This window comes from Curtobacterium sp. NPDC092190, assembly GCF_044755625.1.
GTDB lineage: Bacteria > Actinomycetota > Actinomycetes > Actinomycetales > Microbacteriaceae > Curtobacterium.
In genome coordinates this window covers 16,765-39,529 of the sequence record NZ_JBIVRJ010000003.1, presented here as the reverse complement: position 1 = coordinate 39,529, position 22,765 = coordinate 16,765, and the positions used below count along the sequence as shown (strand labels likewise).

The 22,765-nt window shown below is 71.7% G+C and carries 20 protein-coding genes and 1 tRNA gene; 18 read left to right on the top strand and 3 right to left on the bottom strand.

Annotated elements, in window-relative coordinates; all coding sequences use genetic code 11:
• Positions 1-24 precede the first annotated feature (24 nt).
• On the top strand, positions 25-624 hold the full coding sequence (locus ACIQFY_RS08120) for a TetR/AcrR family transcriptional regulator (RefSeq protein ID WP_066653145.1): 600 nt from the start codon (positions 25-27) through the stop codon (positions 622-624).
• Between the two features lie 11 nt (positions 625-635).
• On the opposite strand, the gene ACIQFY_RS08115 is transcribed toward ACIQFY_RS08120, so the two are convergent.
• Positions 636-1,670 carry a cation diffusion facilitator family transporter gene (locus ACIQFY_RS08115; RefSeq protein ID WP_326495811.1) on the bottom strand — a complete coding sequence of 345 codons (1,035 nt, stop codon included), beginning with the start codon at positions 1,668-1,670 and terminating at the stop codon, positions 636-638.
• A 241-nt stretch (positions 1,671-1,911) separates the two neighbouring features.
• Here ACIQFY_RS08115 and ileS point away from each other — a divergent pair, with 241 nt between their 5' ends.
• The 5 genes from ileS to ACIQFY_RS08090 are packed head-to-tail and all read left to right on the top strand — an operon-like array spanning position 1,912 to position 8,398.
• Entirely contained in the window at positions 1,912-5,166 is a 3,255-nt protein-coding gene (ileS, locus tag ACIQFY_RS08110; RefSeq protein WP_326495812.1) for an isoleucine--tRNA ligase, read from the top strand.
• Positions 5,163-6,665 carry a bifunctional folylpolyglutamate synthase/dihydrofolate synthase gene (locus ACIQFY_RS08105; RefSeq protein WP_400339287.1) on the top strand — a complete coding sequence of 501 codons (1,503 nt, stop codon included), beginning with the start codon at positions 5,163-5,165 and terminating at the stop codon, positions 6,663-6,665. Before ileS ends, ACIQFY_RS08105 begins: the two co-directional genes overlap by 4 nt.
• A gap of 41 nt (positions 6,666-6,706) precedes the next feature.
• Positions 6,707-7,078: a DUF4233 domain-containing protein gene (locus tag ACIQFY_RS08100; RefSeq protein ID WP_326495814.1), complete on the top strand. Its 372-nt coding sequence runs from the start codon at positions 6,707-6,709 to the stop codon at positions 7,076-7,078.
• Positions 7,079-7,104: 26 nt separating this feature from the next.
• On the top strand, positions 7,105-7,524 hold the full coding sequence (ndk, locus tag ACIQFY_RS08095; RefSeq protein WP_326495815.1) for a nucleoside-diphosphate kinase: 420 nt from the start codon (positions 7,105-7,107) through the stop codon (positions 7,522-7,524).
• A gap of 25 nt (positions 7,525-7,549) precedes the next feature.
• Positions 7,550-8,398, top strand: a complete 849-nt coding sequence (locus tag ACIQFY_RS08090) for a DsbA family protein (protein ID WP_400339283.1) — start codon at positions 7,550-7,552, stop codon at positions 8,396-8,398.
• A gap of 502 nt (positions 8,399-8,900) precedes the next feature.
• Here ACIQFY_RS08090 and ACIQFY_RS08085 read toward each other — a convergent pair.
• Entirely contained in the window at positions 8,901-9,509 is a 609-nt protein-coding gene (locus ACIQFY_RS08085; RefSeq protein WP_311205892.1) for a vitamin K epoxide reductase family protein, read from the bottom strand.
• 333 nt (positions 9,510-9,842) lie between these two features.
• On the opposite strand from ACIQFY_RS08085, the gene ACIQFY_RS08080 reads away from it, so the two are divergent.
• Together ACIQFY_RS08080 and ACIQFY_RS08075 are read left to right on the top strand one after the other, a co-directional pair.
• Positions 9,843-13,001: an Rne/Rng family ribonuclease gene (locus ACIQFY_RS08080; protein ID WP_326495816.1), complete on the top strand. Its 3,159-nt coding sequence runs from the start codon at positions 9,843-9,845 to the stop codon at positions 12,999-13,001.
• A gap of 1 nt (position 13,002) precedes the next feature.
• Entirely contained in the window at positions 13,003-13,974 is a 972-nt protein-coding gene (locus ACIQFY_RS08075) for a hypothetical protein (protein WP_400339281.1), read from the top strand.
• Positions 13,975-14,565: 591 nt separating this feature from the next.
• On the opposite strand, the gene ACIQFY_RS08070 is transcribed toward ACIQFY_RS08075, so the two are convergent.
• Entirely contained in the window at positions 14,566-14,853 is a 288-nt protein-coding gene (locus ACIQFY_RS08070) for a DUF4031 domain-containing protein (protein WP_400339278.1), read from the bottom strand.
• Positions 14,854-15,031: 178 nt separating this feature from the next.
• On the opposite strand from ACIQFY_RS08070, the gene rplU reads away from it, so the two are divergent.
• The 10 genes from rplU (at position 15,032) to ACIQFY_RS08020 (ending at position 22,712) form a co-directional block, all read left to right on the top strand.
• A complete protein-coding gene (gene rplU / locus ACIQFY_RS08065; protein ID WP_066653169.1) occupies positions 15,032-15,340 on the top strand; it encodes a 50S ribosomal protein L21 in 309 nt (102 codons plus the stop codon).
• Between the two features lie 14 nt (positions 15,341-15,354).
• Positions 15,355-15,606 carry a 50S ribosomal protein L27 gene (rpmA, locus tag ACIQFY_RS08060; RefSeq protein WP_022905368.1) on the top strand — a complete coding sequence of 84 codons (252 nt, stop codon included), beginning with the start codon at positions 15,355-15,357 and terminating at the stop codon, positions 15,604-15,606.
• A 123-nt stretch (positions 15,607-15,729) separates the two neighbouring features.
• Positions 15,730-17,247, top strand: a complete 1,518-nt coding sequence (obgE, locus tag ACIQFY_RS08055; RefSeq protein WP_066653172.1) for a GTPase ObgE — start codon at positions 15,730-15,732, stop codon at positions 17,245-17,247.
• 7 nt (positions 17,248-17,254) lie between these two features.
• On the top strand, positions 17,255-18,073 hold the full coding sequence (proB, locus tag ACIQFY_RS08050) for a glutamate 5-kinase (protein WP_326495819.1): 819 nt from the start codon (positions 17,255-17,257) through the stop codon (positions 18,071-18,073).
• A gap of 235 nt (positions 18,074-18,308) precedes the next feature.
• On the top strand, positions 18,309-19,574 hold the full coding sequence (locus ACIQFY_RS08045) for a glutamate-5-semialdehyde dehydrogenase (protein ID WP_400339272.1): 1,266 nt from the start codon (positions 18,309-18,311) through the stop codon (positions 19,572-19,574).
• A 44-nt stretch (positions 19,575-19,618) separates the two neighbouring features.
• On the top strand, positions 19,619-19,819 hold the full coding sequence (locus tag ACIQFY_RS08040) for a hypothetical protein (RefSeq protein ID WP_058728434.1): 201 nt from the start codon (positions 19,619-19,621) through the stop codon (positions 19,817-19,819).
• 11 nt (positions 19,820-19,830) lie between these two features.
• Positions 19,831-20,430: a nicotinate-nucleotide adenylyltransferase gene (gene nadD, locus ACIQFY_RS08035; protein ID WP_081984738.1), complete on the top strand. Its 600-nt coding sequence runs from the start codon at positions 19,831-19,833 to the stop codon at positions 20,428-20,430.
• Entirely contained in the window at positions 20,427-22,022 is a 1,596-nt protein-coding gene (locus ACIQFY_RS08030; protein WP_400339269.1) for a hypothetical protein, read from the top strand. Before nadD ends, ACIQFY_RS08030 begins: the two co-directional genes overlap by 4 nt.
• Before the next feature lie 139 nt (positions 22,023-22,161).
• A complete protein-coding gene (gene rsfS / locus ACIQFY_RS08025) occupies positions 22,162-22,536 on the top strand; it encodes a ribosome silencing factor (RefSeq protein WP_066653181.1) in 375 nt (124 codons plus the stop codon).
• A 103-nt stretch (positions 22,537-22,639) separates the two neighbouring features.
• A tRNA-Ala gene (locus ACIQFY_RS08020) sits at positions 22,640-22,712 on the top strand.
• Positions 22,713-22,765 lie beyond the last annotated feature (53 nt).

The window sequence follows — 22,765 nt, the reverse complement described above, 5'->3', positions numbered from 1 at the left end:
CGAGTCTAGCGGTTTACTGGCGGCATGGACGAGACGATGCGCCGCGGTGGCCGCCCCCGACGCTCGAGTGCCGAGGTCCTCGCCGACGCGGCTGCCGAGCTGTTCCTCGAGCAGGGGTACGCGCGGACGACCGTCGACCAGATCGCGGCCCGGGCCGGGGTGAGCCGAGCGACGTTCTTCAACTACTTCGGGGCGAAGTCGGACGTGCTCTGGCTGGAGCTCGACGCCGCGGTGGCCGACCTGCCCGCGTTCCTCACCGCCTCGACGGAGTCCTCGCCCGTGCGCGCCGTGGAGCAGGCCGTGCTCGCCGCGGCGCGGGCGCACGACCCGGACCGGGTGCCGTGGGCGATCGCCCAGGCCGAGGTGATGGACATCGGCACCGAGCTCGTCGCCAGTGTGGCGGCGCGGGTGATGGCGCAGCACGGGGCGGTCTCGGCGTTCGTCGGCTCGCGGACGGGGGAGCACCCGACGTCCCTGTGGCCGCAGACCGTGTCCGGGGCGATGCTCGGGGCCGCCGCGGCGGCGTTCGGGGTGTGGGTCGCCGACGGTGTCGCCCGCAGGTCCCTCGTCGAGTACGTCGGCGCGGCGCTGACCCCGGTCGCGGCGGGCCTCGACGCGCGCTGACCCGACAGGCGCTACTCGGTGCGGAGCGTCCCGGCGCCGCCGGCAGCGACGTCCTCCACCGTGCCGTCGCGCACGATCCCCGGGACGTCGCCGTCCCCTCGGGCTGCGAGCGACGCGTCGCCCGGGATGCTCAGGGTGAGGACGGCCTCCTCGATGTACCGGCTCTCCTCGAGCGACGCCTCGACCCGACGGAGCCGGACCGCGACGTGGTCCTCGAGCTCGTTGCCGGTCAGGTCGACCGCGGCCACCAGGAACACCCGGGACGGTCCGACGAACTCCAGGTGCAGGTAGGTGACGCGCTCCACCTCGTCGCGGCGGAGCAGCTCGGTGAGCACGGCGTCCTCGAGCTCGGGCGACGTCGCCTCGCCGACCAGGAACCGGCGGTTGCGCTCGATGAGGACGATCGCGACGACCCCGAGCAGGAGTCCGACCGCGATGGAGCCGATCGCGTCGAACACCGCGAGGCCGGTGAGCTGGTGCAGCAGCACGCCGAGGAACGCGATCACGAGGCCGACCAGCGCCGCGGCGTCCTCGGCGAAGACCGCCCGGAGCGTGGGGTTCGACGACTGCAGCACGTGGCGGAGCACCGGGACGCGGCGCTTCGTGGCGGCTCCGTGTGCCTGGCGGTAGGCCTGCAGGAAGCTCGTGCCCTCGAGGACGAACGCGATGCCGAGCACGACGTAGTTGAGCACGACGTCCTCGGCCGGACCGGTCTCGCCGAGCTCGGTGATGCCGTGCCAGATCGACACGACGGCACCCGCGGTGAAGAGGCCGAACGCGGCGAACATCGACCAGATGTAGGTCTCGCGGCCGTACCCCAGCGGGTGCTTCCGGTCCCGCTTCTTCGCGCCGCGTCGTTCGGCGACGAGCAGGAAGATCTCGTTGCCCGTGTCGGCCCACGAGTGCGCGGCCTCCGCGGTCATCGACGCTGAACCCGAGACCAGGGAGGCGACGGTCTTGGCGATGGCGACGAGCAGGTTGGCGGCGAAGGCGATGACGACGGTGAGCAGGGACTCCGGACGGTCCTGCTTCTCGGACGAGGGCATCGCTCCAGCATGCTCCGACTCTTGTAGACTCGTCCCACCAGGCGTCGAACCGGCCATCACCGGTGAGCCTCCGGAAGAACGCGGCAGCACCACCGCCGTCAGTAGACCCGGGCGGACCGGACCGCACCCCATCCGGCGAACGAGCGGTCGGTCGCAGCGCGAGCAGCGTCCGGCAAGCGAGGTGGTACCGCGGAGCACGCTCCGTCCTCGTGGAGACGAACCGAACCCACAGGAGCAGCTCGTGGCCTACCCCCTCAACGTCCCCACCGACGGTGTCGTCCCGTCCCCGTCCTTCCCCGCCGTCGAGCAGGGCATCCTCGCCTTCTGGAAGGGCGACGACACGTTCCAGGCGTCGATCGACCAGCGCGAGGGCTGCACGGAGTGGACGTTCTACGACGGCCCGCCCTTCGCGAACGGCCTGCCGCACTACGGTCACCTGCTGACCGGCTACGCGAAGGACGTCTTCCCGCGCTACCAGACCATGCGCGGCAAGCAGGTGCACCGCCGCTTCGGGTGGGACACCCACGGGCTGCCCGCCGAGCTCGAGGCCATGCGGCAGCTCGGGATCACCGAGAAGCACGAGATCGACGACATGGGCGTCGACGTCTTCAACGCCGCGGCCAAGCAGTCCGTGCTGCAGTACACCGACGAGTGGCAGGCGTACGTCACCCGTCAGGCGCGCTGGGTCGACTTCGAGGACGACTACAAGACCCTCGACGTCACCTTCATGGAGAGCGTCCTGTGGGCATGGAAGCAGCTCTGGGACAAGGGCCTGGCGTACGAGGGCTTCCGCGTCCTGCCGTACTGCTGGAACGACCAGACGCCGCTCTCGAACCACGAGCTGCGCATGGACGACGACGTCTACAAGATGCGCCAGGACCAGTCGGTCACGGTGTCGTTCCCGCTGCAGGGCGCCCGCGCCGCTGCACTCGACCTGACCGGGGTCCGTGCACTCGCCTGGACGACGACCCCCTGGACCCTGCCGACGAACGCGGCGCTCGCGGTCGGTCCGGACATCGCCTACGCGGTCGTGCCGGCCGGGCCGGGAGGCGCGGCTGACGGTGGCGACGCCGGCTCGGCTCGGTACCTCCTGGCTTCGGACACCGTGGCCGCCCACGCGAAGGAGCTCGGCTACGAGAGCGCGGACGACGCGCTCGCCGCCGTGCTCCGCACGGTCGTCGGCGCCGAGCTCGACGGCGTCGAGTACGAGCGCCTGTTCGACTTCCTGGCGGAGGCCGAGGGCTACGAGCACGCGTGGCGCATCCTCGTCGCCGAGTACGTCGAGACGGGTGAAGGCACCGGCATCGTGCACCAGGCCCCGGCGTACGGCGCCGACGACCAGGAGGTCTGCGCGGCCGCCGGCATCCCCGTGGTGCTGTCCCTCGACGAGGGCGGACTCTTCACGGCGCAGTTCGGCGACGTCGCCGGCATGCTCTGGTCGGACGCCAACAAGCCGCTGACGAAGGCCGTGCGCGAGGCGGGGCGACTGCTCCGCCAGGCCTCGTACGAGCACAGCTACCCGCACTGCTGGCGCTGCCGCAAGCCGCTCATCTACAAGGCGGTCTCGTCGTGGTTCGTCCGCGTCACCGAGTTCCGCGACCGCATGGGCGAGCTCAACCAGGACATCAACTGGGTGCCGGACAACGTCAAGGACGGTCAGTTCGGCAAGTGGGTCGGCAACGCGATCGACTGGTCGGTGTCCCGCAACCGGTACTTCGGCACGCCGATCCCGGTCTGGGTGTCGGACGACCCGGCGTACCCGCGCCAGGACGTCTACGGCTCGCTCGAGGAGCTCGAGCGCGACTTCGGTCGCCTGCCGCTGAACGCGGACGGCGAGGTCGACCTGCACCGTCCGTTCATCGATGAGCTGACCCGGCCGAACCCCGACGACCCGACCGGGCAGTCGACCATGCGCCGCATCTCCGACGTGTTCGACGTCTGGTTCGACTCCGGCTCGATGCCGTACGCGCAGGTGCACTACCCGTTCGAGAACCGCGAGTGGTTCGAGGAGCACAGCCCCGCGGACTTCATCGTCGAGTACATCGGGCAGACCCGCGGCTGGTTCTACGTCATGCACGCGCTCTCCACAGCGCTGTTCGACCGCCCGGCCTTCCGGAACGTGATCAGCCACGGCATCGTGCTCGGCTCGGACGGCCAGAAGATGTCGAAGTCGCTCCGGAACTACCCGGACGTCTCCGAGGTGTTCGACCGCGACGGCGCCGACGCGATGCGCTGGTTCCTCATGTCGTCGTCGGTCATCCGCGGCGGCAACCTCGTCGTGACCGAGGAGGGCATCCGCCAGGGTGTCCGCGAGTTCCTGCTGCCGCTCTGGTCGACGTACTACTTCTTCACCCTCTACGCGAACGCCTCCGGCGACACCGGCTACCAGGCCTCGCGCAGCACGGCGAGCACCGACGTGCTCGACCGGTACCTGCTCGCGAAGACCCGGGTGCTCGTGGCGGACGTGACCACGCACCTCGACGCGCTCGACACCCCGCTCGCGGCCCAGGCCGTCCGGGACTTCGCCGACGTGCTGACCAACTGGTACGTCCGTCGGTCGCGCGACAAGTTCTGGCTCGGTGCGGACTCCTCACCCGAGGCCCGCGCGGCGTTCGACACGCTGTACACCGTGCTCGAGACGCTCACCCGCGTCGCCGCCCCGCTCGCGCCGCTCGTCACGGAGGAGGTCTGGAAGGGCCTGACCGGCGGGCGCAGCGTGCACCTCGAGGACTTCCCGGACGCGGCCGAGTTCCCGGCCGACGACGCCCTGGTCGCCGCGATGGACCGCGTGCGCGACGTCGCGTCGAAGGGGCTCGCGCTCCGCAAGGCGACCGGCCGCCGTGTCCGTCTGCCCCTCGCGACCCTGACGCTGGTCGTGCCGGACCCGGCAGCGATCGAACCGTTCGCGGACATCCTGCGTGACGAGCTCAACGTGAAGCGCGTCGTGCTCGAGCAGCAGGAGGAGTCCTCGCTCGGCCGCTACGGCATCGAGCGGAAGCTCACCGTCAACGCCCGCGCCGCCGGCCCCCGGATCGGCAAGCAGGTGCAGCAGGTGATCCCGGCCGCAAAGAAGGGTGACTGGGTCGCGACCGAGTCCGGCGTGACGGTCGGCGGCGTCGACCTCGTCGAGGGCGAGTACACGCTCGACCTCACCGTCGCGGACGACTCCGTCGCGGTGGCGTTCCTCGACGGCGGCGGCTTCGCGGTGCTCGACACCGTGACGACCCCCGAGCTCGAGGCCGAGGGGCTCGCCCGCGACGTCGTCCGCGCCGTGCAGCAGGCCCGCCGCGACGCCGACCTCGACGTCAGCGACCGCATCGTCCTGACGCTCCGGGTCTCCGAGGACGCCGAGGACGCGATCCGCACGCACGAGCAGCTCATCGCGGGGGAGACCCTCGCGACGAGCGTCGAGGTGACCACGACGACGTTCGCTCCCGGCGAGGGCTCGGACGTCGGCGACGGTGCGAAGGTGTCCGTGGAGGTGGCACGCGCATGAGCGACAGCGAGCAGTACGACGACGACCACGACGGCATCGAGGACCTCGGTCCGCTCGACGACACGGCCGGGGTCCGCATCCCGGTCGGACCGTCCGGCGAGGAGGCCCCGACGGACGCGCTGCCGTACGGCGGCGACGACGACGAGGTGCAGCGCGTCGAAGCCGCCCTGTACGCCCGGATCGGCGAGCAGGCACCCGAACGTCGGTTGACCGCCACCCGACGGGCCGTCGAGCTCCTCGGCGACCCGCACCTGGCGTACCCGGTCATCCACGTCACCGGTACGAACGGCAAGACATCGACCGCGCGCATGGCCGAGAGCATCGTCCGCGCCCACGGGCTGCGCACCGGCCTCATGACGAGTCCGCACCTGGTGTCGATCCGGGAGCGCATCGTCATCGACGGCGAGCCGATCGCGGCCGACCGGTTCGTGGAGAACTGGGACGACATCACCCCGATCCTGGCGATGACGGACCAGGAGCTCACCGACAAGGGCGAGCAGCCGCTGACCTTCTTCGAGGCGCTGACCGTCCTGGCCTTGGCGTGCTTCGCCGAGGCACCGGTGGACGTCGCCGTCATCGAGGTCGGCATGGGCGGCGAGTGGGACTCCACCAACGTGGTGCAGAGCCAGGTGCAGGTGATCACCCCGGTGGCGATCGACCACGCCAAGCAGCTCGGGTCGACCGTCGCCGAGATCGCGCGCACCAAGTCCGGCATCATCAAGCCGTCGTCGTCGGTCGTCTCCAGTGCCCAAACGCCCGAGGCCCTCGCGGAGCTCGAGCGGGCCGCGGAGCTCACCGAGTCGACGCTCGCGGTCGAGGGCACCGGGTTCTCCGTCGTGTCCGACACCCCGGCCGTCGGCGGACAGCTCGTCACCGTGCAAGGCATCGCCGGGCGCTACGACGACCTGTTCGTCCCGCTCTTCGGCCAGCACCAGGCGCACAACGCCGCCGTCGCGATCGCCGCGGTCGAGTCGTTCCTCGGGCGGGGCTCGCAGGCGCTCGACGAGGACGTCCTGTCCGAGGGCCTCGCGAACGCGACCAGCCCCGGCCGGCTGCAGCCGATCGCGCAGGAGCCCACCGTCGTGGTCGACGCCGCGCACAACCCGCACGGGGCGCGCGCCCTGGCCGAGGCGCTGCCGGTCGCGTTCCCGTCCGAGCACGTCGTCGGCGTCGTCGGGATCCTCGGCGACAAGGACGCCCGCGGCTTCGTCCGGGCGCTCAAGGACACGGTGCAGACCTTCGTCGTCACGCAGCCGCCGGGGGACCGTGCACTCGACGCGGACGCGTTCGCCCGCATCGTCGTGGCCGAGGTGGGCGAGGACCGGGTGGTCGTCGAACCCGCGCTCGAGCAGGCACTGCAGGAAGCGCGCGACCTGGCGGAGGAGGCGGACGTCGAGGACGCCCTCGTGCTCGTCGCCGGCTCCATCGTCATGGTGGGGAAGGTCATGGACCTGGTCCACGCGGAAGGGCTGCGTTCCGGGGGAGGCGAGGCGGAGTGACGGACGCACCTCGGGCCTCCCGGCCGGGTCGACAGCCGCGCGTGCGGAAGCCGCGCCCGCAGCGCGGTGCCCGCGAGAGCCTCCTCGCGATCACCCTCGGACTCGAGGCCGTGATGTTCTTCTTCCCGATGCTCGTCGTCTACGGGAAGGGCACGCTGTCGCCGCTCGCGGCGTTCGGTGGCGGCATCCTGGCGATCATCGTCCTCGCAGCTGCCTCACGCCTGACGGGCAAGCGCGCCGGTGTATGGTTCGGGTGGCTGCTGCAGGCGGCCATCCTCGCCACCGGCTTCATCGAGCCGTTCATGTTCGCGGTCGGCGCGGTGTTCCTGGCGCTGTGGGTGTTCTGCTTCGTCAAGGGCGGTCAGCTCGACCGGCAGAACGCCGCGTTCCGGGACGCTCAGGCCGAGGACTGACCACCACCGAACCACAGGAGAACTGCGTGTCCGATCTCGAAGAGACCCTCGTCCTCGTCAAGCCCGACGGCGTCGCCCGCCAGCTCACCGGAGAGGTCCTCCGTCGCATCGAGACCAAGGGCTACGAGATCGTCGACCTCAAGATGGTCACGGCGTCGCGTGAGCTCCTCGACCAGCACTACGAGGAGCACCAGGGCAAGCCGTTCTTCGAGCCGCTCGTCGAGTTCATGCAGTCCGGCCCGGTCGTCGCCGTGCGCGTCGCCGGCAACGGTGTGGTCGCGGGCTTCCGCTCGCTCGCCGGCACCACGGACCCGACCTCGGCCGCCCCGGGGACCATCCGTGGCGACCTCGGTCGCGACTGGGGCCTCAAGGTGCAGCAGAACCTCGTGCACGGCTCGGACTCCCCGGAGTCGGCCGCCCGCGAGCTCGCCCTCTGGTTCGCCTGATCGACCGAAGCGGAGCACAGACGCGATGACGAACAACGACCGTCCCACGAAGAACGAGCGTCGCCAGCACGCCCGTGAGGTCGCTCGCCAGCGGGCCGACGCCGAGAAGCGCCGCAAGCGCCGCAACAAGTGGTTCCTGCAGGGCGGCATCGGCCTGGGCATCGTGGCCGTCGCGGCGATCATCGCGATCGTCGTGGTGAACGTGAACAGCGGGGGCACCACCTCCGCCGCCGGCCCGAAGAACATGGTCACCGGTGGCATCCAGTTCACCGGCGGCGACGGCAAGATCACGCCCGTCACGACCGGAGCGGTCTCGGCGGACGGCACCCCGTCCCCGGTCGCCACGGCCGACAGCGACGGCAAGGTCAAGGTCGTCGAGTACGTCGACTGGGCCTGCCCGGTCTGCAAGCAGTTCGAGGGCGCCTACGCCGACCAGATCACCGACTTCGTCGAGAACGGCCAGGCGACGCTCGAGATCCACCCGGTGTCGATCCTCGACCGCAGCTACCTCGGCTCGCGCTACGCCAGCCGTGCCGCGAACGCCGCGATGTGCGTCGCGAACTACGCGCCGGACAAGTTCCTCGACGTGCAGACGCAGTTCTTCGAGAAGCAGCCGGAGGAGGGCACGAAGGGCCTGACCAACGCCGAGATCGCCGACCTGGTGAAGGCCGGCGGGGCCACCGGCTCCGATGTGTCCGAGTGCCTGTCGAACGAGACGTACAAGGGCTGGGTCACGAAGATCACGAACCAGGTCACCTCGGACCCGGCGGTCGCCGGTCCCCAGGGCTTCGGCACGCCGACGATCCTGGTGAACGGGCAGCGTGTGAGCACCCTCACCGACGTCGTCCCGACCATCGAGGCCGCCGCGAAGTAGTCGGCCCCGCCGCACTCGGCCCCGCGCTCCCGATCCGGGAGCGCGGGGCCGAGCGCTGTCCCCGGGCTGCCCGGGGCGCGCTACGGGGACCGTTCCGCGCGTGGAAGACCGTTCCGCGCGTGGGAGGTCGTTCCGCGCGTAGGAGGTCGTTCGTTTCGTCCTCCCACGAGCGGATCGTCATCCGATTGCAGCTGTGATGGGACGAAGTGCTCGCGAGTCCTGAGTCCCTGGTAGTCGCACCGCAGGCAGTACCCGGATCCGAGCGTCGCAGCCTTGGAACCCGGCCCATTGAGACGATCCGAGCGTGCTGTGCCGATCAGGACCGATCCGACGGCCCTCCCGAGCGGGCAGGACACGCCGCTGGCGATCCGCGCGAGGGCACGACTCGTCGCCGGAGAACGTCGAGCGTGACGGATCTGGCCCGCTCGGCGAGCCGGGAAGGGCTCACCCGGAGCGACGCGGCAGCGTCAGGCGGGCCGGGACGCCCGTCACGAGCGCGGCGTCAGAACGGGAGCGTCGAGAGCACGCGGGGGAACACGATGAGGATGCTGACCACGATCACGGCGTAGTTCGCCAGCACGAGCGCCCACGAGTAGGGCAGCAGCGAGCGCCCGACCCGCTGGAGCCCGGCGCCGAAGCGTCCCTGCGCCGCGTTCCAGGTCGTGAAGATCCAGAACATCGGGATCGTCACGGTCCACACGAGCAGGCACCAGGGGCACAGGTAGCCGATGACCCAGACGGTCTGCGTGAAGAGCCAGGTGACGAACACCCACGCCAGGAACACTCCGGCGTTGAACAGCACCCAGAACCAGCGGTGACCGTTCCGCATGCCGGCGAGCAGCATCACCCCGACGGCGATCGGGGCGACGAAGCCCATCACGCCGAGGAGCGGGTTCGGGAACCCGAACAGGGAGCCCTGCCAGCTCGTCATCACCTGCGAGCAGTTCACGAACGGGCTGACGTCGCAGCTGAGTGCCTTCGACGGGTTCTCGTACTTCGCGAACTCGTCCAGCACCAGGTTGAACGCGGCGAAGAGGCCGACTGCTCCGGTGACGATGAGGAAGACCGCCATCGCGACCGGGCGGCGGGGCGTGGTTGCGCTCGTGCTCACGGCGTCATCATCGCATGTCCGTTCCGGACCTTTCCTGGCACCTCGTGCGACAATGACAGCAGTCGCGCGGCCGATCCGTGCGGCGAGAGAGCTTTCCGGGCGCAGCCCGGACGATCAGGCGCGGTGAGAGCGCGCCGTGACCGGGACTCGCGTCACATCCGATGCCGAGCCGGTCGGGCCGGGTGTCCGACACGGAACGACACCGGACCGCACGCCGGGACGACGAACACCGGTCACGAGAACGAACACGGGGGCGTGGACGCCACCCGTGACAACCACAGAATTCCCGCCGTCCGTCAGGACGCGAGTGGGGCCGAGGAGTGCACCAGATCCATGGTGGAGCAGAACACCGACAACCCGAACAACGAAGAAGTCGCACCGAAGCGCCGTGGCCGCCTGTTCGGCAGCCGTCGCGCCCGGTCCACCGGCCAGGAGGCCCGTGGTGACGTCGACACCGACACCAGCGACATCGAGACGGTCGCCGTGACCGACGACGCGCCGACCGACGAGACCGCTGCGGTCGACGGTCCGGTCACCCCGGACAACGTGCCGTCGGACAGTGCCGCGACGGATGCCGAAGCGACGGACACCGAAGCGATGGACACCGGAGCGACGGGCAGCGCGCCGACGACCCCCGAGCCGACGACCCCTGCGTCGACGGACACGGCGACGGCGGACGACGCCGTCGAGGTCGCGGTCGAGCACGTCACGGCCGCCGCGGCTGAGCCCCAGGACGTCTCGACGGTCACGGGCAGCCAGCCCGTCGTCGAGGCGTCGTCGGACGGCGGTGCAGCCGGCATCGAGCGCAGCACGGTCGCGGACGCACCCGCTGCGACCACAGCAGCCGACCCGGACGGGGCGACCACGGCGGACGACGCGTCCTCCGCGGTGGCGACCGACGCGGTCGAGGTGGGCGGTGCCTCCCGGCCGGAGCCCGCATCTGCTCCCGAGGCGGACGAGCCCTTCGTGCCGAAGGCGACCAGCACCCTCAGCCTGATCTTCCACGCGCCGGTCCTGCCGGACCTGCCGGCCCTGCCGGCGCGCGCTGCGCGTGACGAGGACGACGACGAGGACGACGAGCAGGGCGGCAGCCGCCGTCGCTCGCGTCGTCGCGGGAGCAGTGCCGACCGCCAGGAGCGCGGCGTCCGCGAGCCGCGCGACCACCAGGAGCCGCGCCGCCGCGAGCCGGAGCTCATCACCGAGCCGCAGCGCATCAAGGGATCCACCCGCCTCGAGGCGAAGAAGCAGCGTCGCCGCGACGGCCGTGACGCCGGTCGTCGTCGGACGGTCATCACCGAGGACGAGTTCCTCGCGCGCCGCGAGAGCGTCGACCGCCAGATGATCGTCCGGTCGAGCTCGTCGAAGATCGAGATCGGCGTGCTCGAGGACAACGTCCTCGCGGAGCACTACGTCACCAAGTCGCACAACGTCTCGCTCATCGGGAACGTCTACCTCGGCAAGGTGCAGAACGTGCTGCCCTCGATGGAGGCGGCCTTCGTCGACATCGGCCGCGGTCGGAACGCCGTGCTCTACGCGGGCGAGGTGGACTGGAACTCGGTCGACACCGGCAACCACGGCCGACGCATCGAGGCCGCGCTCAAGCCCGGGGACAAGGTCCTCGTGCAGGTCACCAAGGACCCGGTCGGGCACAAGGGTGCCCGTCTGACCTCGCAGGTCTCGCTGCCGGGTCGCTACCTGGTCTACGTGCCGAACGGCTCCATGAACGGCATCTCGCGCAAGCTGCCGGACACCGAGCGCGCGCGCCTGAAGAAGATCCTCAAGGAGGTCCTGCCGGAGCACGCGGGCGTCATCGTCCGCACCGCTGCCGAGGGTGCGACCGAGGAACAGCTCACGCGCGACGTGCAGCGCCTGACCAGCCAGTGGGACGCGATCCAGAAGAAGGTGCAGAACGGGCACGCCCCGGTCATGCTGCACTCGGAGCCGGACCTGCTCGTCAAGATCGTGCGTGACGTCTTCAACGAGGACTTCACGAAGCTGATCATCGACGGCGAGGCCGCGCGCGGCACCATCGAGGAGTACCTCGACGCCGTGGCGCCCGACCTCAAGGACCGCGTCGAGATCTACGACGGCCCGGACTCGTTCGAGGAGTACCGCCTCAACGAGCAGATCGAGAAGGCCCTGGACCGCAAGGTCTGGCTGCCCTCGGGTGGCTCGCTCGTGATCGACCGCACCGAGGCCATGACGGTCGTCGACGTCAACACCGGCAAGTTCGTCGGCTCCGGCGGCAACCTCGAGGAGACCGTCACCAAGAACAACCTCGAGGCGGCCGAGGAGATCGTCCGACAGCTCCGCCTGCGCGACATCGGCGGCATCATCGTCATCGACTTCATCGACATGGTGCTCGAGTCGAACCGCGACCTGGTGCTGCGTCGTCTCGTCGAGTGCCTGAGCCGCGATCGCACGAAGCACCAGGTGGCCGAGGTCACCTCGCTCGGCCTCGTGCAGATGACCCGCAAGAAGATCGGCGTCGGGCTGCGTGAGTCGCTCGACGAGGTCAACGCCAAGGTCAACGACAACAACGCGGACCCCGGGCCCTCGAAGGGGCGCCGCAAGGGCCGCGGCAACGGCGGCTCGACCGGTGGCAACGGCAACGGCAACGGCAACGGCCAGGGAGGCAACGGGCACGGTGGCAACGGCGGCTCGGGCAACGGGGGCTCCGGCAACGGGTCGACCGGCCAGTCGTCGCAGGCGCACCAGATCACCGAGGACGTCAAGAACGCGCTGTCCCGCATCGCGGCCTCGACCCTGCCCCACGACGAGGCGTCGTCCGGCGAACCGGTGACCGGCGTGGCGTCGCCGCGCGGCGGCGCGGCGACCCCGGACCCCGAGGCCGCGGTCTCCGCCTCGGCCGATGCACCAGCGTCCGGTCCGTCGCCGGTGTCCGCGCCGGAGCGTGGCGCGGAGGACGCCGGTGGTGCGGGCAACCGTGACGGCGAGCAGTCGTCCGGGTCGAAGCGACGCCGCCGTCGTGGCGGTCGTGGTGCCGGCAGTGCTGCACCCGAGCAGCGCGGTACCGACGAGCAGGATGCCGAACAGCACGGCGGCGAGCAGCGCGGGTCCGCCGTGCGCGACACTGACGAGGCCGTCCAGCACCGTTCCGGCCGCGCGGGTTCCGCTGGCGCACAGGAGGCCCCTTTGCAGGGGTCCGCTCCCGAGCCGTCCGCGCAGGATGCCGCTCCGGCGAAGACTGCGCCGACCCGTCGCCGCGTGAGCTCGAGCGCTCCCGTCACCCCGACCGAGAACACCGTCGCGATCCTCGACATCCCGGTGGCCGTGACCAAGCGTGAGCCGCGTCCGGTCCGGGACGACGCGGAGTCGCTCCTCGACTCCGTGCTGCAGGCCCTCCCGGAGCCGAAGCAGCCGGGGCAGGGCCGATCGCGGTCGCGCCGTGTGTCGTCGCCGAGCATCAGCGCACCGGCGTCCTCGGACGACGACGGGCAGGACGACGGCGCCGTGATCGTGGGGAACTGACGTGACCCACGCGGGCGACCCGAACGGTCGGCAGCAGGACCGCGGGTACTACGGTGCGGGCTGGTCGCAGCCCGCACCGCCCGCGGCCGGCCAGCCCGGTGGCCCGGCGTGGCCCGGCCAGCAGCACGTCGGCCAGCAACCCGGCGGCCAGCAGCAGCCGCCGTACGGCCGCCCGCAGGACGGTCAGCAGCCGTACGGTCAGCAGCCGTACGGCCAGCCGCAGGACGGCCAACAGCCGTACGGCCAGCAGGGCCGGGTGCGGTCACGGCCGCCCCGGACCGCGGATCCGCGCCGGGCGTTCGCACCCGGAGCGTCGGTCGCCAACGTCACGGGGGCCCTCATCGCCGTCGTGTCCGTCGTGCTCGTCGAGGTGGTGTCCGGCGTCCTCGGGCTGCTCGGGGCGTCCCTCGTCGTGCACCCCTTCTCGACGTACGGCACCGGGGCGAGCCTGCTCGGCAGCTTCGTGTCGGGCGTGTTCGCCTCGCCGTTCCCGTTCTACGTGGGAGCGTTCACGGCCCTCGCGTTCCTCACGCCGATCGCGCGGCGGAGTCCGCTGCCGACGGTGCTCCTCCGTGCGGTGCTCGCCGGCGCCGTGGGGACGGTCGCCCTGGCGCTCGTCGGGGTCTTCACCGGGTCCTACGCCGCGGTCCGGACGGGGTCGGGTGCCCGGCTCGTCATCGACGTCCTCACCGGGCCCCTGCAGAACGGCATCCCCTTCACCCTCATGCTCCTCGCGACGTCGACCGTGGCGTGGCTCTGGCTGGGACGTCCACGGGGAGGACGCCCGGGGCAGGGGCCGACGGGCGGACGACCGGGGACGGTCCGTCCTGCGGACGCCGTGCCCGCGCCGACCGTGCAGCCCGCCGTGCAGCCCTACGGTGCGCAGCAGCAGCAGCAGCAGCAGTACGATCAGCCGTCCGGGTCCCAGCAAGCCGCCGGCCAGCCGCCCGTGCAGCGGCCCGACGACCGTTGAACGCCGCCGACGCGCTGACACCGACACGCTCGGTCGCCGGGCACCGCCGGTGCGCTGGCACAGCCACCGGCGGGAGCCCGGCTCCGGGCGTCCGTCGTCGGCTCGCTCGACCCCGCGCAGCCACCCGTGCACTGCCGGACCGCCGGACCGCCGGACCGCCGAACCGCCGAACCGTGCCGACCGCACGGCGCGAGCTGTTGCTGACCACCGGGAAGCACCTCGCGCCACGCCGTCACGTGGTTCGACGTGCTCGACGTCGTGCGGACGCCGACAGCGCCGCCACACTGCCGCTCGCCGGCCGCCGGCTGCCGGCGACCGGCGGCTGCCGGCGTCCGGCGTCCGGCGCCCGGCCTCCCGCTGCTGCCGTCCGCTGTGGCAGCCGGCCGCCGACCGCACGCTGCGGCGGGTCGCATCGATCGTCGTGCCAGGGCCGACGGGACCGCGGCGACCCCGCGTCCTGCCGGGTGGTCCACCGGGCGCGACGCTGCGTGGCGGCGGCGGGGCGCGCCTCCCGGCCGTCGCGCCGCGGACCCGTGCGACGCGCCACGGAGGGAGCGCGTCGCCGACCGTCCGCGCGGCCTGCGCGGACGGTCAGTGCGCGTGCCGGCCCCGACCGCGCTTGTCGCGCTGCGCCACCCGCAGGCCGCTCGCGATGAGCCGGAGCACCAGCTCGCGCCCGGTCACCGCCGTCGCGCCCGCAGCCACCAGTTCGTCGTAGCGGGAACGCGGTACGTCGTAGTGGTCGTGGTCGAACGCGCGGCGGGGGATCCCGGCCCGTTCGGCGAAGGCGTGGAGTTCGTCGTAGGATGCATCACTGACGAGGTGCGACCAGACGGTGTCGTGGGCGGGCCACGTCGGCGGGTCGATCAGCACGGTCACGCGAGTCATCGTACGTGTGTCGCCGTTTGACCGGACCCGGGGGGATCGAGTATTCTCGATCCCTGGTGTCAGCGGGCCGTTCTGCCTGCGTCGCCGATCGGGCCCGGCCTCCGGGAGCCGCTCGTGCAGAAGTGGGCACCCGAGACTTCCCTCAAGCAGAGTACGTAAGGAATTCCACGTGGTTTACGCAGTAGTGCGCGCCGGCGGCCGTCAGGAGAAGGTCGAGGTCGGCACGATCCTCACGATCGACCGTGCCAAGGCCGACGACAAGGGCAACATCGACCTCGCCCCGGTGCTCCTCGTGGACGGTGACAAGATCACGTCGGCGGCTTCCGAGCTCGCGAACGTGACCGTCACCGCCCAGGTGCTCGAGGACCTCCGCGGCCCGAAGGTCGTCATCCAGAAGTTCAAGAACAAGACCGGGTACAAGAAGCGCCAGGGCTTCCGCGCTGAGCTCACCCGTGTCAAGATCACCTCGATCGCGTAAGGCGGGAGTAGAAGATGGCACACAAGAAGGGTGCGAGCTCCACTCGCAACGGTCGTGACTCGAACGCACAGCGCCTCGGCGTGAAGCGCTTCGGTGGCGAGGTCGTCAACGCCGGCGAGATCATCCTCCGCCAGCGCGGCACCCACTTCCACCCGGGCGCCAACGTCGGCCGCGGTGGCGACGACACGCTGTTCGCCCTCTCGGCCGGTTCGGTCGAGTTCGGCACCAAGGGCGGCCGCAAGGTCGTCAACATCGTCAACGCGTAACACCAGCGACGACAGACTCTGCGGGAGGGGCGGGCCACGTGCCCGCCCCTCCCGTTCTTTCGTGCACGACCTCGAGCGCCGCGGTACCGTCCGCGCGCTCGAGCCAGAACCAGGAGTGGACCCATGGCGACCTTCGTCGACCGCGTGACCCTGCACCTCACCGCGGGGAACGGCGGCAACGGCTGCGTGTCGGTCCGCCGTGAGAAGTTCAAGCCCCTCGCCGGCCCGGACGGCGGCAACGGCGGTGACGGCGGGGACATCGTCCTCGTCGCCGATCCGCAGGTGACGACCCTGCTCGGCTACCACCGCTCGCCGCACCGCTCGTCGAAGAACGGCCAGCCGGGCATGGGCGACATGCGCAGCGGTGTCAGCGGCGAGACCCTCGAGCTCCCCGTCCCGATCGGCACCGTGGTGCACGACGAGGACGGCGAGGTCCTCGCCGACATGACCGAGCCCGGCATGCGCGTCGTCGTGGCCCCCGGCGGTCAGGGCGGTCTCGGCAACGCCGCGCTCGCGACCACGAAGCGCAAGGCCCCCGGCTTCGCGCTGCTCGGCACCCCGGGGTGGACCGGCGACGTCAGCCTCGAGCTGAAGACGATCGCCGACGTCGCCCTGGTCGGGTTCCCGAGCGCCGGCAAGTCCTCGCTCATCGCCGCGATCTCCGCCGCGAAGCCGAAGATCGCCGACTACCCGTTCACGACCCTGACGCCGAACCTCGGCGTCGTCGAGTCGGGCGAGGTCCGCTTCACCGTCGCCGACGTCCCGGGCCTGATCGAGGGCGCGTCGGAGGGCAAGGGCCTCGGCCTCGAGTTCCTCCGGCACGTCGAGCGCTGCGAGGCGCTCCTGCACGTCATCGACTGCGCCACGCTCGACCCGGGCCGCGACCCGCTCTCCGACCTCGACGTCATCCTCGGCGAGCTGGAGCGCTACCCGGTGCCGGAGGGCCAGACCCCGCTCCTCGAGCGTCCGCAGCTCGTCGCGCTCAACAAGGTCGACGTGCCCGAGGCAGCCGAGCTCGCCGACTTCGTCACCGCCGAGCTCGAGGAGCGCGGCTACCGCGTGTTCCCGATCTCGACCGCGTCCCGCAAGGGTCTGCGCGAGCTGACGTTCGCCCTGGCCGAGGTCGTCGAGCAGGCGCGTGCCGATCGTCCCGCCGCGCCCGAGCAGGAGCGCATCGTCCTCCGCCCGAAGGCCGTCAACGAGAAGCCCTTCACCGTGCGCGCCGAGGGCGGCGAGGAGCACCGCTTCTACCGCGTCCGGGGCGACAAGCCGGAGCGCTGGGTCACCCAGACCGACTTCACGAACGAAGAGGCGATCGGCTACCTGGCCGACCGGCTCGCGAAGCTCGGCGTCGAGGACGGCCTGTTCAAGGCCGGAGCGGTCGCCGGGTCCACCGTCGTCATCGGCGGGGACGGCGGCATGGTGTTCGACTGGGAGCCCACGCTGACGTCGACCGCCGAGCTCATCACGAGCGCCCGCGGCACGGACGCCCGCGTCGGCGGATCGTCGCGCCCGACGCGCAACGAGCGCCGCGAGGAGTACTTCGAGCGCATGGACGCCAAGGCGGCTGCGCGCGCCGAGCTCGAGCAGGAGCGCGTGTCCGGCCTGTGGGCCGACGACGACCGGGACGACCAGGACTGACCGACGCATGACCGACGCGCGCGCACGCACCGAACTCGGGCCCGTCAGCCGGCGGCAGGACGTGCCGCGTGCGCGCCGGCTCGTCGTCAAGGTGGGGTCGTCGTCGGTCAGCGGTGACAACACCGGGCAGATCGCCGCGCTCGTGGACGCCCTGGCGGCGGCACATGCGCGTGGCACCGAGGTCGTCCTCGTGTCCTCCGGTGCCATCGCCACCGGGTTCCCGTTCCTCGGGCTCGAGGGACGCCCCGAGGACCTGGCGACCCAGCAGGCAGCGGCCGCGACCGGGCAGAACGTGCTCATGTTCCGGTACCAGAAGGAGCTCGACCGGCACGGCATCGTCGCGGCACAGGTGCTCCTCACCGCGGGGGACATGCAGAACCCGACGCACCGGGTGAACGCGCAGCGGGCGGTCGACCGGTTGCTCGCGCTGCGGGTGCTCCCCATCGTCAACGAGAACGACACGGTCGCCACCCACGAGATCCGCTTCGGGGACAACGACCGGCTCGCGGCCCTCGTCGCGCGGCTCCTCGGGGCCGACGCGCTCGTGCTGCTGTCCGACGTCGCGTCGCTCTACACCCGTCCGCCGGAGCACCCGGGGGCCGAGCCCATCGACGAGGTCCCGTTCGGTGACGAGCTCGCCGGCGTGACCTTCGGGTCGGTCGGGGCGGCCGGCGTCGGGACCGGCGGAGCGGGCACGAAGGTCGCCGCGGCCCGGCTCGCGGCCGAGGCGGGGACGTCGGTGCTCGTCACCGGGACCGCGCTCGTCGACCGGGCACTGGCCGGGGAGCACGTCGGCACCTGGTTCCACGCGGCGCCGCGGCGCTGACGGGGGTCGGTCGGCCGGGAGGCACGGTGCCGGCCCGCGACGTCGGCCTGCGGTCGAGACGTCGGCGTTCGGTCGAGACGCCGCGGCACGCCCCGCCCTGGCGGCACGATCGCGAGCGGTACCGGGCACCCGCGGGCGTGAGCGGATTCCTGCACCCGAGTGGCGCCTCCCGGCCGTCCCCACAGCTGCGACCCCACCAGCGTCACGAGCCCGGCGGTCGACCTAGTATCGGACCATGTCGCCGATCGTCACCGCCCCCACCCTCACCGACAAGCTGGTCGCGGCGCGTGCCGCCTCGACGGCGCTCGCGACGGCGACCACGGCGGTCAAGGACCAGGCACTGCGCGCCGTCGCGGTCGCCCTGCGCGCCGGGACGGACGCCATCGTCGCGGCGAACCACGGAGACCTCGTCGCGGGCGAGGACGGCGGGCTCTCCTCCGGTCTGCTCGACCGCCTGCGCCTCGACACCGCACGGATCGACGCCCTCGCCGGGGCGGTCGAGCACGTGGTGGGACTGCCGGACCCGGTCGGCGACCTCGTCCGCGGGTCTCGGTTGCCGAACGGACTCCAGCTCACCCAGGTCCGCGTGCCGTTCGGGGTCGTCGGGGCCATCTACGAGGCGCGCCCGAACGTGACCGTCGACATCGCCGCGCTCGCGCTGAAGAGCGGCAACGCCGTCGTCCTCCGTGGCGGATCGGCAGCGCAGCGCACCAACGCCGAACTGGTCGAGCGCATCCGCGGGGCGGTGGCCTCGGTGGGGCTGCCGGCGGACCTCGTGCAGACGATCGACGAGTTCGGGCGCCAGGGGGCGACCGACCTGATGCGTGCTCGCGGGCTCGTGGACGTCCTGGTGCCGCGGGGGAGTGCCTCGCTCATCCAGACCGTCGTGACCGAGTCGCAGGTGCCCGTGATCGAGACCGGTGCGGGCGTGGTGCACGTGTACCTCGATGTGTCGGCACCGCTGGAGCGCTCGGTCGACATCGTGCTGAACAGCAAGGTCCAGCGGCCGAGTGTCTGCAACGCCCTCGAGACGCTGCTCGTGCACGAGGCGGCTGCCGAGCGGTTGCTGCCGGTGCTGGCCGACCGCCTCCGAGCCGCCGGCGTGACCCTGCGCGGCGACGACGCCACCCGGACCATCGTCCCCGGCGTGCTCCGCGCGACCGATGCGGACTGGGCGACGGAGTCGATGGACCTGGACCTGTCGATCCGGGTCGTACCCGACGTCGACGCGGCGATGGCGCACATCGCGCGGTGGTCGACGCGCCACACGGAGTCGATCGTGACCGACGACGTCGACACGGCCGAGCGCTTCCTGGCCGAGGTCGACTCCGCGGTGGTGATGGCGAACGCGTCGACGCGCTTCACCGACGGCGGCGAGTTCGGTTTCGGCGCCGAGGTGGGCATCTCGACGCAGAAGCTGCACGCGCGCGGCCCGATGGGACTGCCCGAGCTCACCAGCACCAAGTGGATCGTGCGCGGGCACGGACAGATCCGCGGCTAGACTGGGCCGCGACTTCCCACCCGATCGAACGGAGCACCGGACCGATGACCTTCCTCGCAGAAGCTGCTGAGCACGCCTCCGGGGTGCCCGCGTTCGTCTTCCCGATGTGCGGCGCGCTGTTCTTCACGTTCCTCGGGTTCGTCACCTGGAGCTTCCGCGACGTCGCGTACCGTCACTCGCACAAGTTCGAGGCCACCCGCCACCACGAGACGGGTGTCGACGAGTTCGGTCACACCAAGCTCTGACACGCCGCTCGATGCTCGAGAGCACGGGGCGCCCACGCATCGGCGTGATGGGCGGCACGTTCGACCCGATCCACCACGGGCACCTCGTGGCGGCGTCCGAGGTCGCGCGTGCCTTCGACCTGGACGAGGTCGTCTTCGTCCCCACCGGTCAGCCGTACATGAAGTCGGACGTCACCGACGCCGAACACCGGTACCTGATGACGGTCATCGCGACGGCGTCGAACCCGATGTTCACGGTCAGCCGGGTCGACATCGACCGTCCGGGGCCCACCTACACGATCGACACGCTCCGCGACCTGCGTGACCAGCGACCGGATGCGCAGCTCGTCTTCATCTCGGGCGCGGACGCCGTTCAGCAGATCCTCGACTGGAAGGATCATGATGGCCTCTGGGACCTCGCGCACTTCGTCGCGGTCACCCGTCCGGGCCACGACCTGAGCATCACCGGACTCCCCGAACGAGACGTGAGCTTGCTCGAAGTCCCTGCACTGGCGATATCCTCGACGGATTGCCGCGACCGGGTCAGGCGCGGCCACCCCGTGTGGTACTTGGTCCCGGACGGGGTCGTCCAGTACATCTCCAAGCACCACCTGTATCGGAGCGTTGCATGAGTTCGTCCGACGCGCAGCCGCCTCTCTCGCGGCGTGAGGCGCGCGAGCGGGAGCGTGCCGCCGCAGCCGGCGGGCAGCCGGTCACCCCGCCGCCGACCGTCGCAGCACCGTCCGACCAGTCCGAGGCCCGTCGGCGACCGGGCTCGCACGTCGCGCCGTCGCCGAGCGGCCCCGCGCAGTCGGCAGCCCGTCCCGCCTCCGGCGACTCCGCTCCTGCCCCGCAGCCCGCCGGCGCGGTGTTCCCGCTCACCCCGGCTCCGGCCTCGGCGACGGAGATCGTGCCGGGGACCGGCGGCCTCACCCGTCGTCAGCTCCGCCTGATGCGCGAGGCCGAGGGGCAGGCGGTGCAGCCCGTGCCGCTGCGCGCGCCGACCCCGCAGTCCTCCGACCGCACCGTCCAGGACGTCATCGGGTCGGTCGGTCACCTCGACCAGGACACCGAGCGTCCGCGTCCGGCCTCGGCAGACCGCGGGTCGTCGACCCCGCCGCGTCCGGTCCCGGCGTCCGCGGATCGTCCGACCTCGGCGCAGGACCCGGTCCGGTCCGCCCAGGTCCCGCTCGCCCCGACCCCGGTCGTCGACGCCTCCGAGGCGACGGACCGGACCGGCGACGCCACGGACGCACCCGGTCAGGAGCCTGCCGCCGAGACCGAGATGCTCGACGCCGCTGCGGTGGCCCAGGCGACCGAGGCCGACGGCTCCCCGGACGCGATCGAGCCCCTGAGCGAGGCCGCGGCGCACGCCGAGGAACCCCGACGCCACCGCACGACCTGGGCGCCGCCGGAGACCGACGACGCCCCGACCACCGGCGACGCCCGGGCCACCGACGACGGCCAGACCACCGACGACGGCCAGACCGACGACGCACGGCGCTCGGACGGTGCCGCGGACGACGATGCCGCCCGAGTGGCACCGTCGTCGGCGCGGATGCCCTCGTCCTCGACGCCCGTCGTCTTCCCGCTGTCGCTCGACGACGACACGAACGAGGTCCCGATCCAGCGCCCGACGCCGGCGACGGATTCCCGTCCCGACGACGGCGCCGACGCCGTCGGTGACGCCCCCCGCGTCCCCGCCGCGTTCCGTCGGAGCCCCGAGCCGAAGCCGGTCACGACGGCCTTCGAGCCGCCGGCCGGTCACTGGACCCAGCAGGCGCGGGACGCCGGTGACGCCGAGGTGCACGACGTGACGGGCACGCGCCGCGTCGCGGTGCAGGACACCAACTCGATCGTGCTGCCGAACTCGGCGCTGGCCGACCCGACCGGGGCCCTGAACGCCACGGGTGAGGTCATCCTGACCGGTTCGATCGACCTGCCCGCATCGCTGTCCTCCACCGGGTCACACCGACCGATCGACGGGTCCGAGGTCGACCGTCTGCTCGAGCAGCACGACGAGCAGCCGGAGACGGACGCGAGCCCCGTCCGGGCGAGCCGTGCGGTGTCGAGCCACACGTCCACCCGTCAGGTCGTGCTCGCCGCCGCGAAGCCGAAGGAGTCCCGGACCCCGGTCATCCTCGGCGTCACCGTCGGCGCCGTCGGTCTGGCGGCCGCCGGGGTCATCATCGTCGCCCTGCTCACCACCCACCTCGGCGGCTGACCGCCCGCCGACCCCTCGTCGAACGTCGCCCCGTCGCCCGACCCGGCCCACCGGCCTGGCCGCTGTCGGCGGGGTGGCCTATGATCAGGACCCACCACACGGACCCGCAGAGCGCGGTGCCGACGACCGGAAGGACTCCGTGACCGCCTCCTCACGCGCACTGGAACTCGTGCAGATCGCCGCCCAGGCGGCCGACGCGAAGCAGGCCGAAGACCTCGTCGCCCTCGACGTGACCGGGCCGCTGCAGCTCACCGACGTGTTCCTGCTCGCGACCGGCCGGAACGAGCGCAACGTGCTCGCCATCGCGGACGAGGTCGAGGACCGTCTGATCGCTGCCGGCGCCAAGCCGCTCCGACGCGAGGGCCGGACCGAGGGCCGCTGGGTCCTCATCGACTTCGGCGACATCGTCGTGCACGTCTTCCACGAGGAAGACCGTCAGTACTACTCGCTCGAGCGCCTCTGGTCGGACTGCCCGACGATCCCGCTCGAACTGCCCGTCGACCACACGGCGTAGTCGCGACGCGCCCGGGTGGCGGAGACGATTTCGTCACCCGGCGTTCGCGTGGTGTACGATTTCATGGTGCCGCCGGGAACGGGGGCACGGAGCAACACGATCTGGGTCTGTGGCGCAGCTGGTAGCGCACCTGCATGGCATGCAGGGGGTCAGGGGTTCGAGTCCCCTCAGATCCACCGAAGAACACGACGAAGCCCCGCCGGACCCCCGGCGGGGCTTCGTCGTTCCG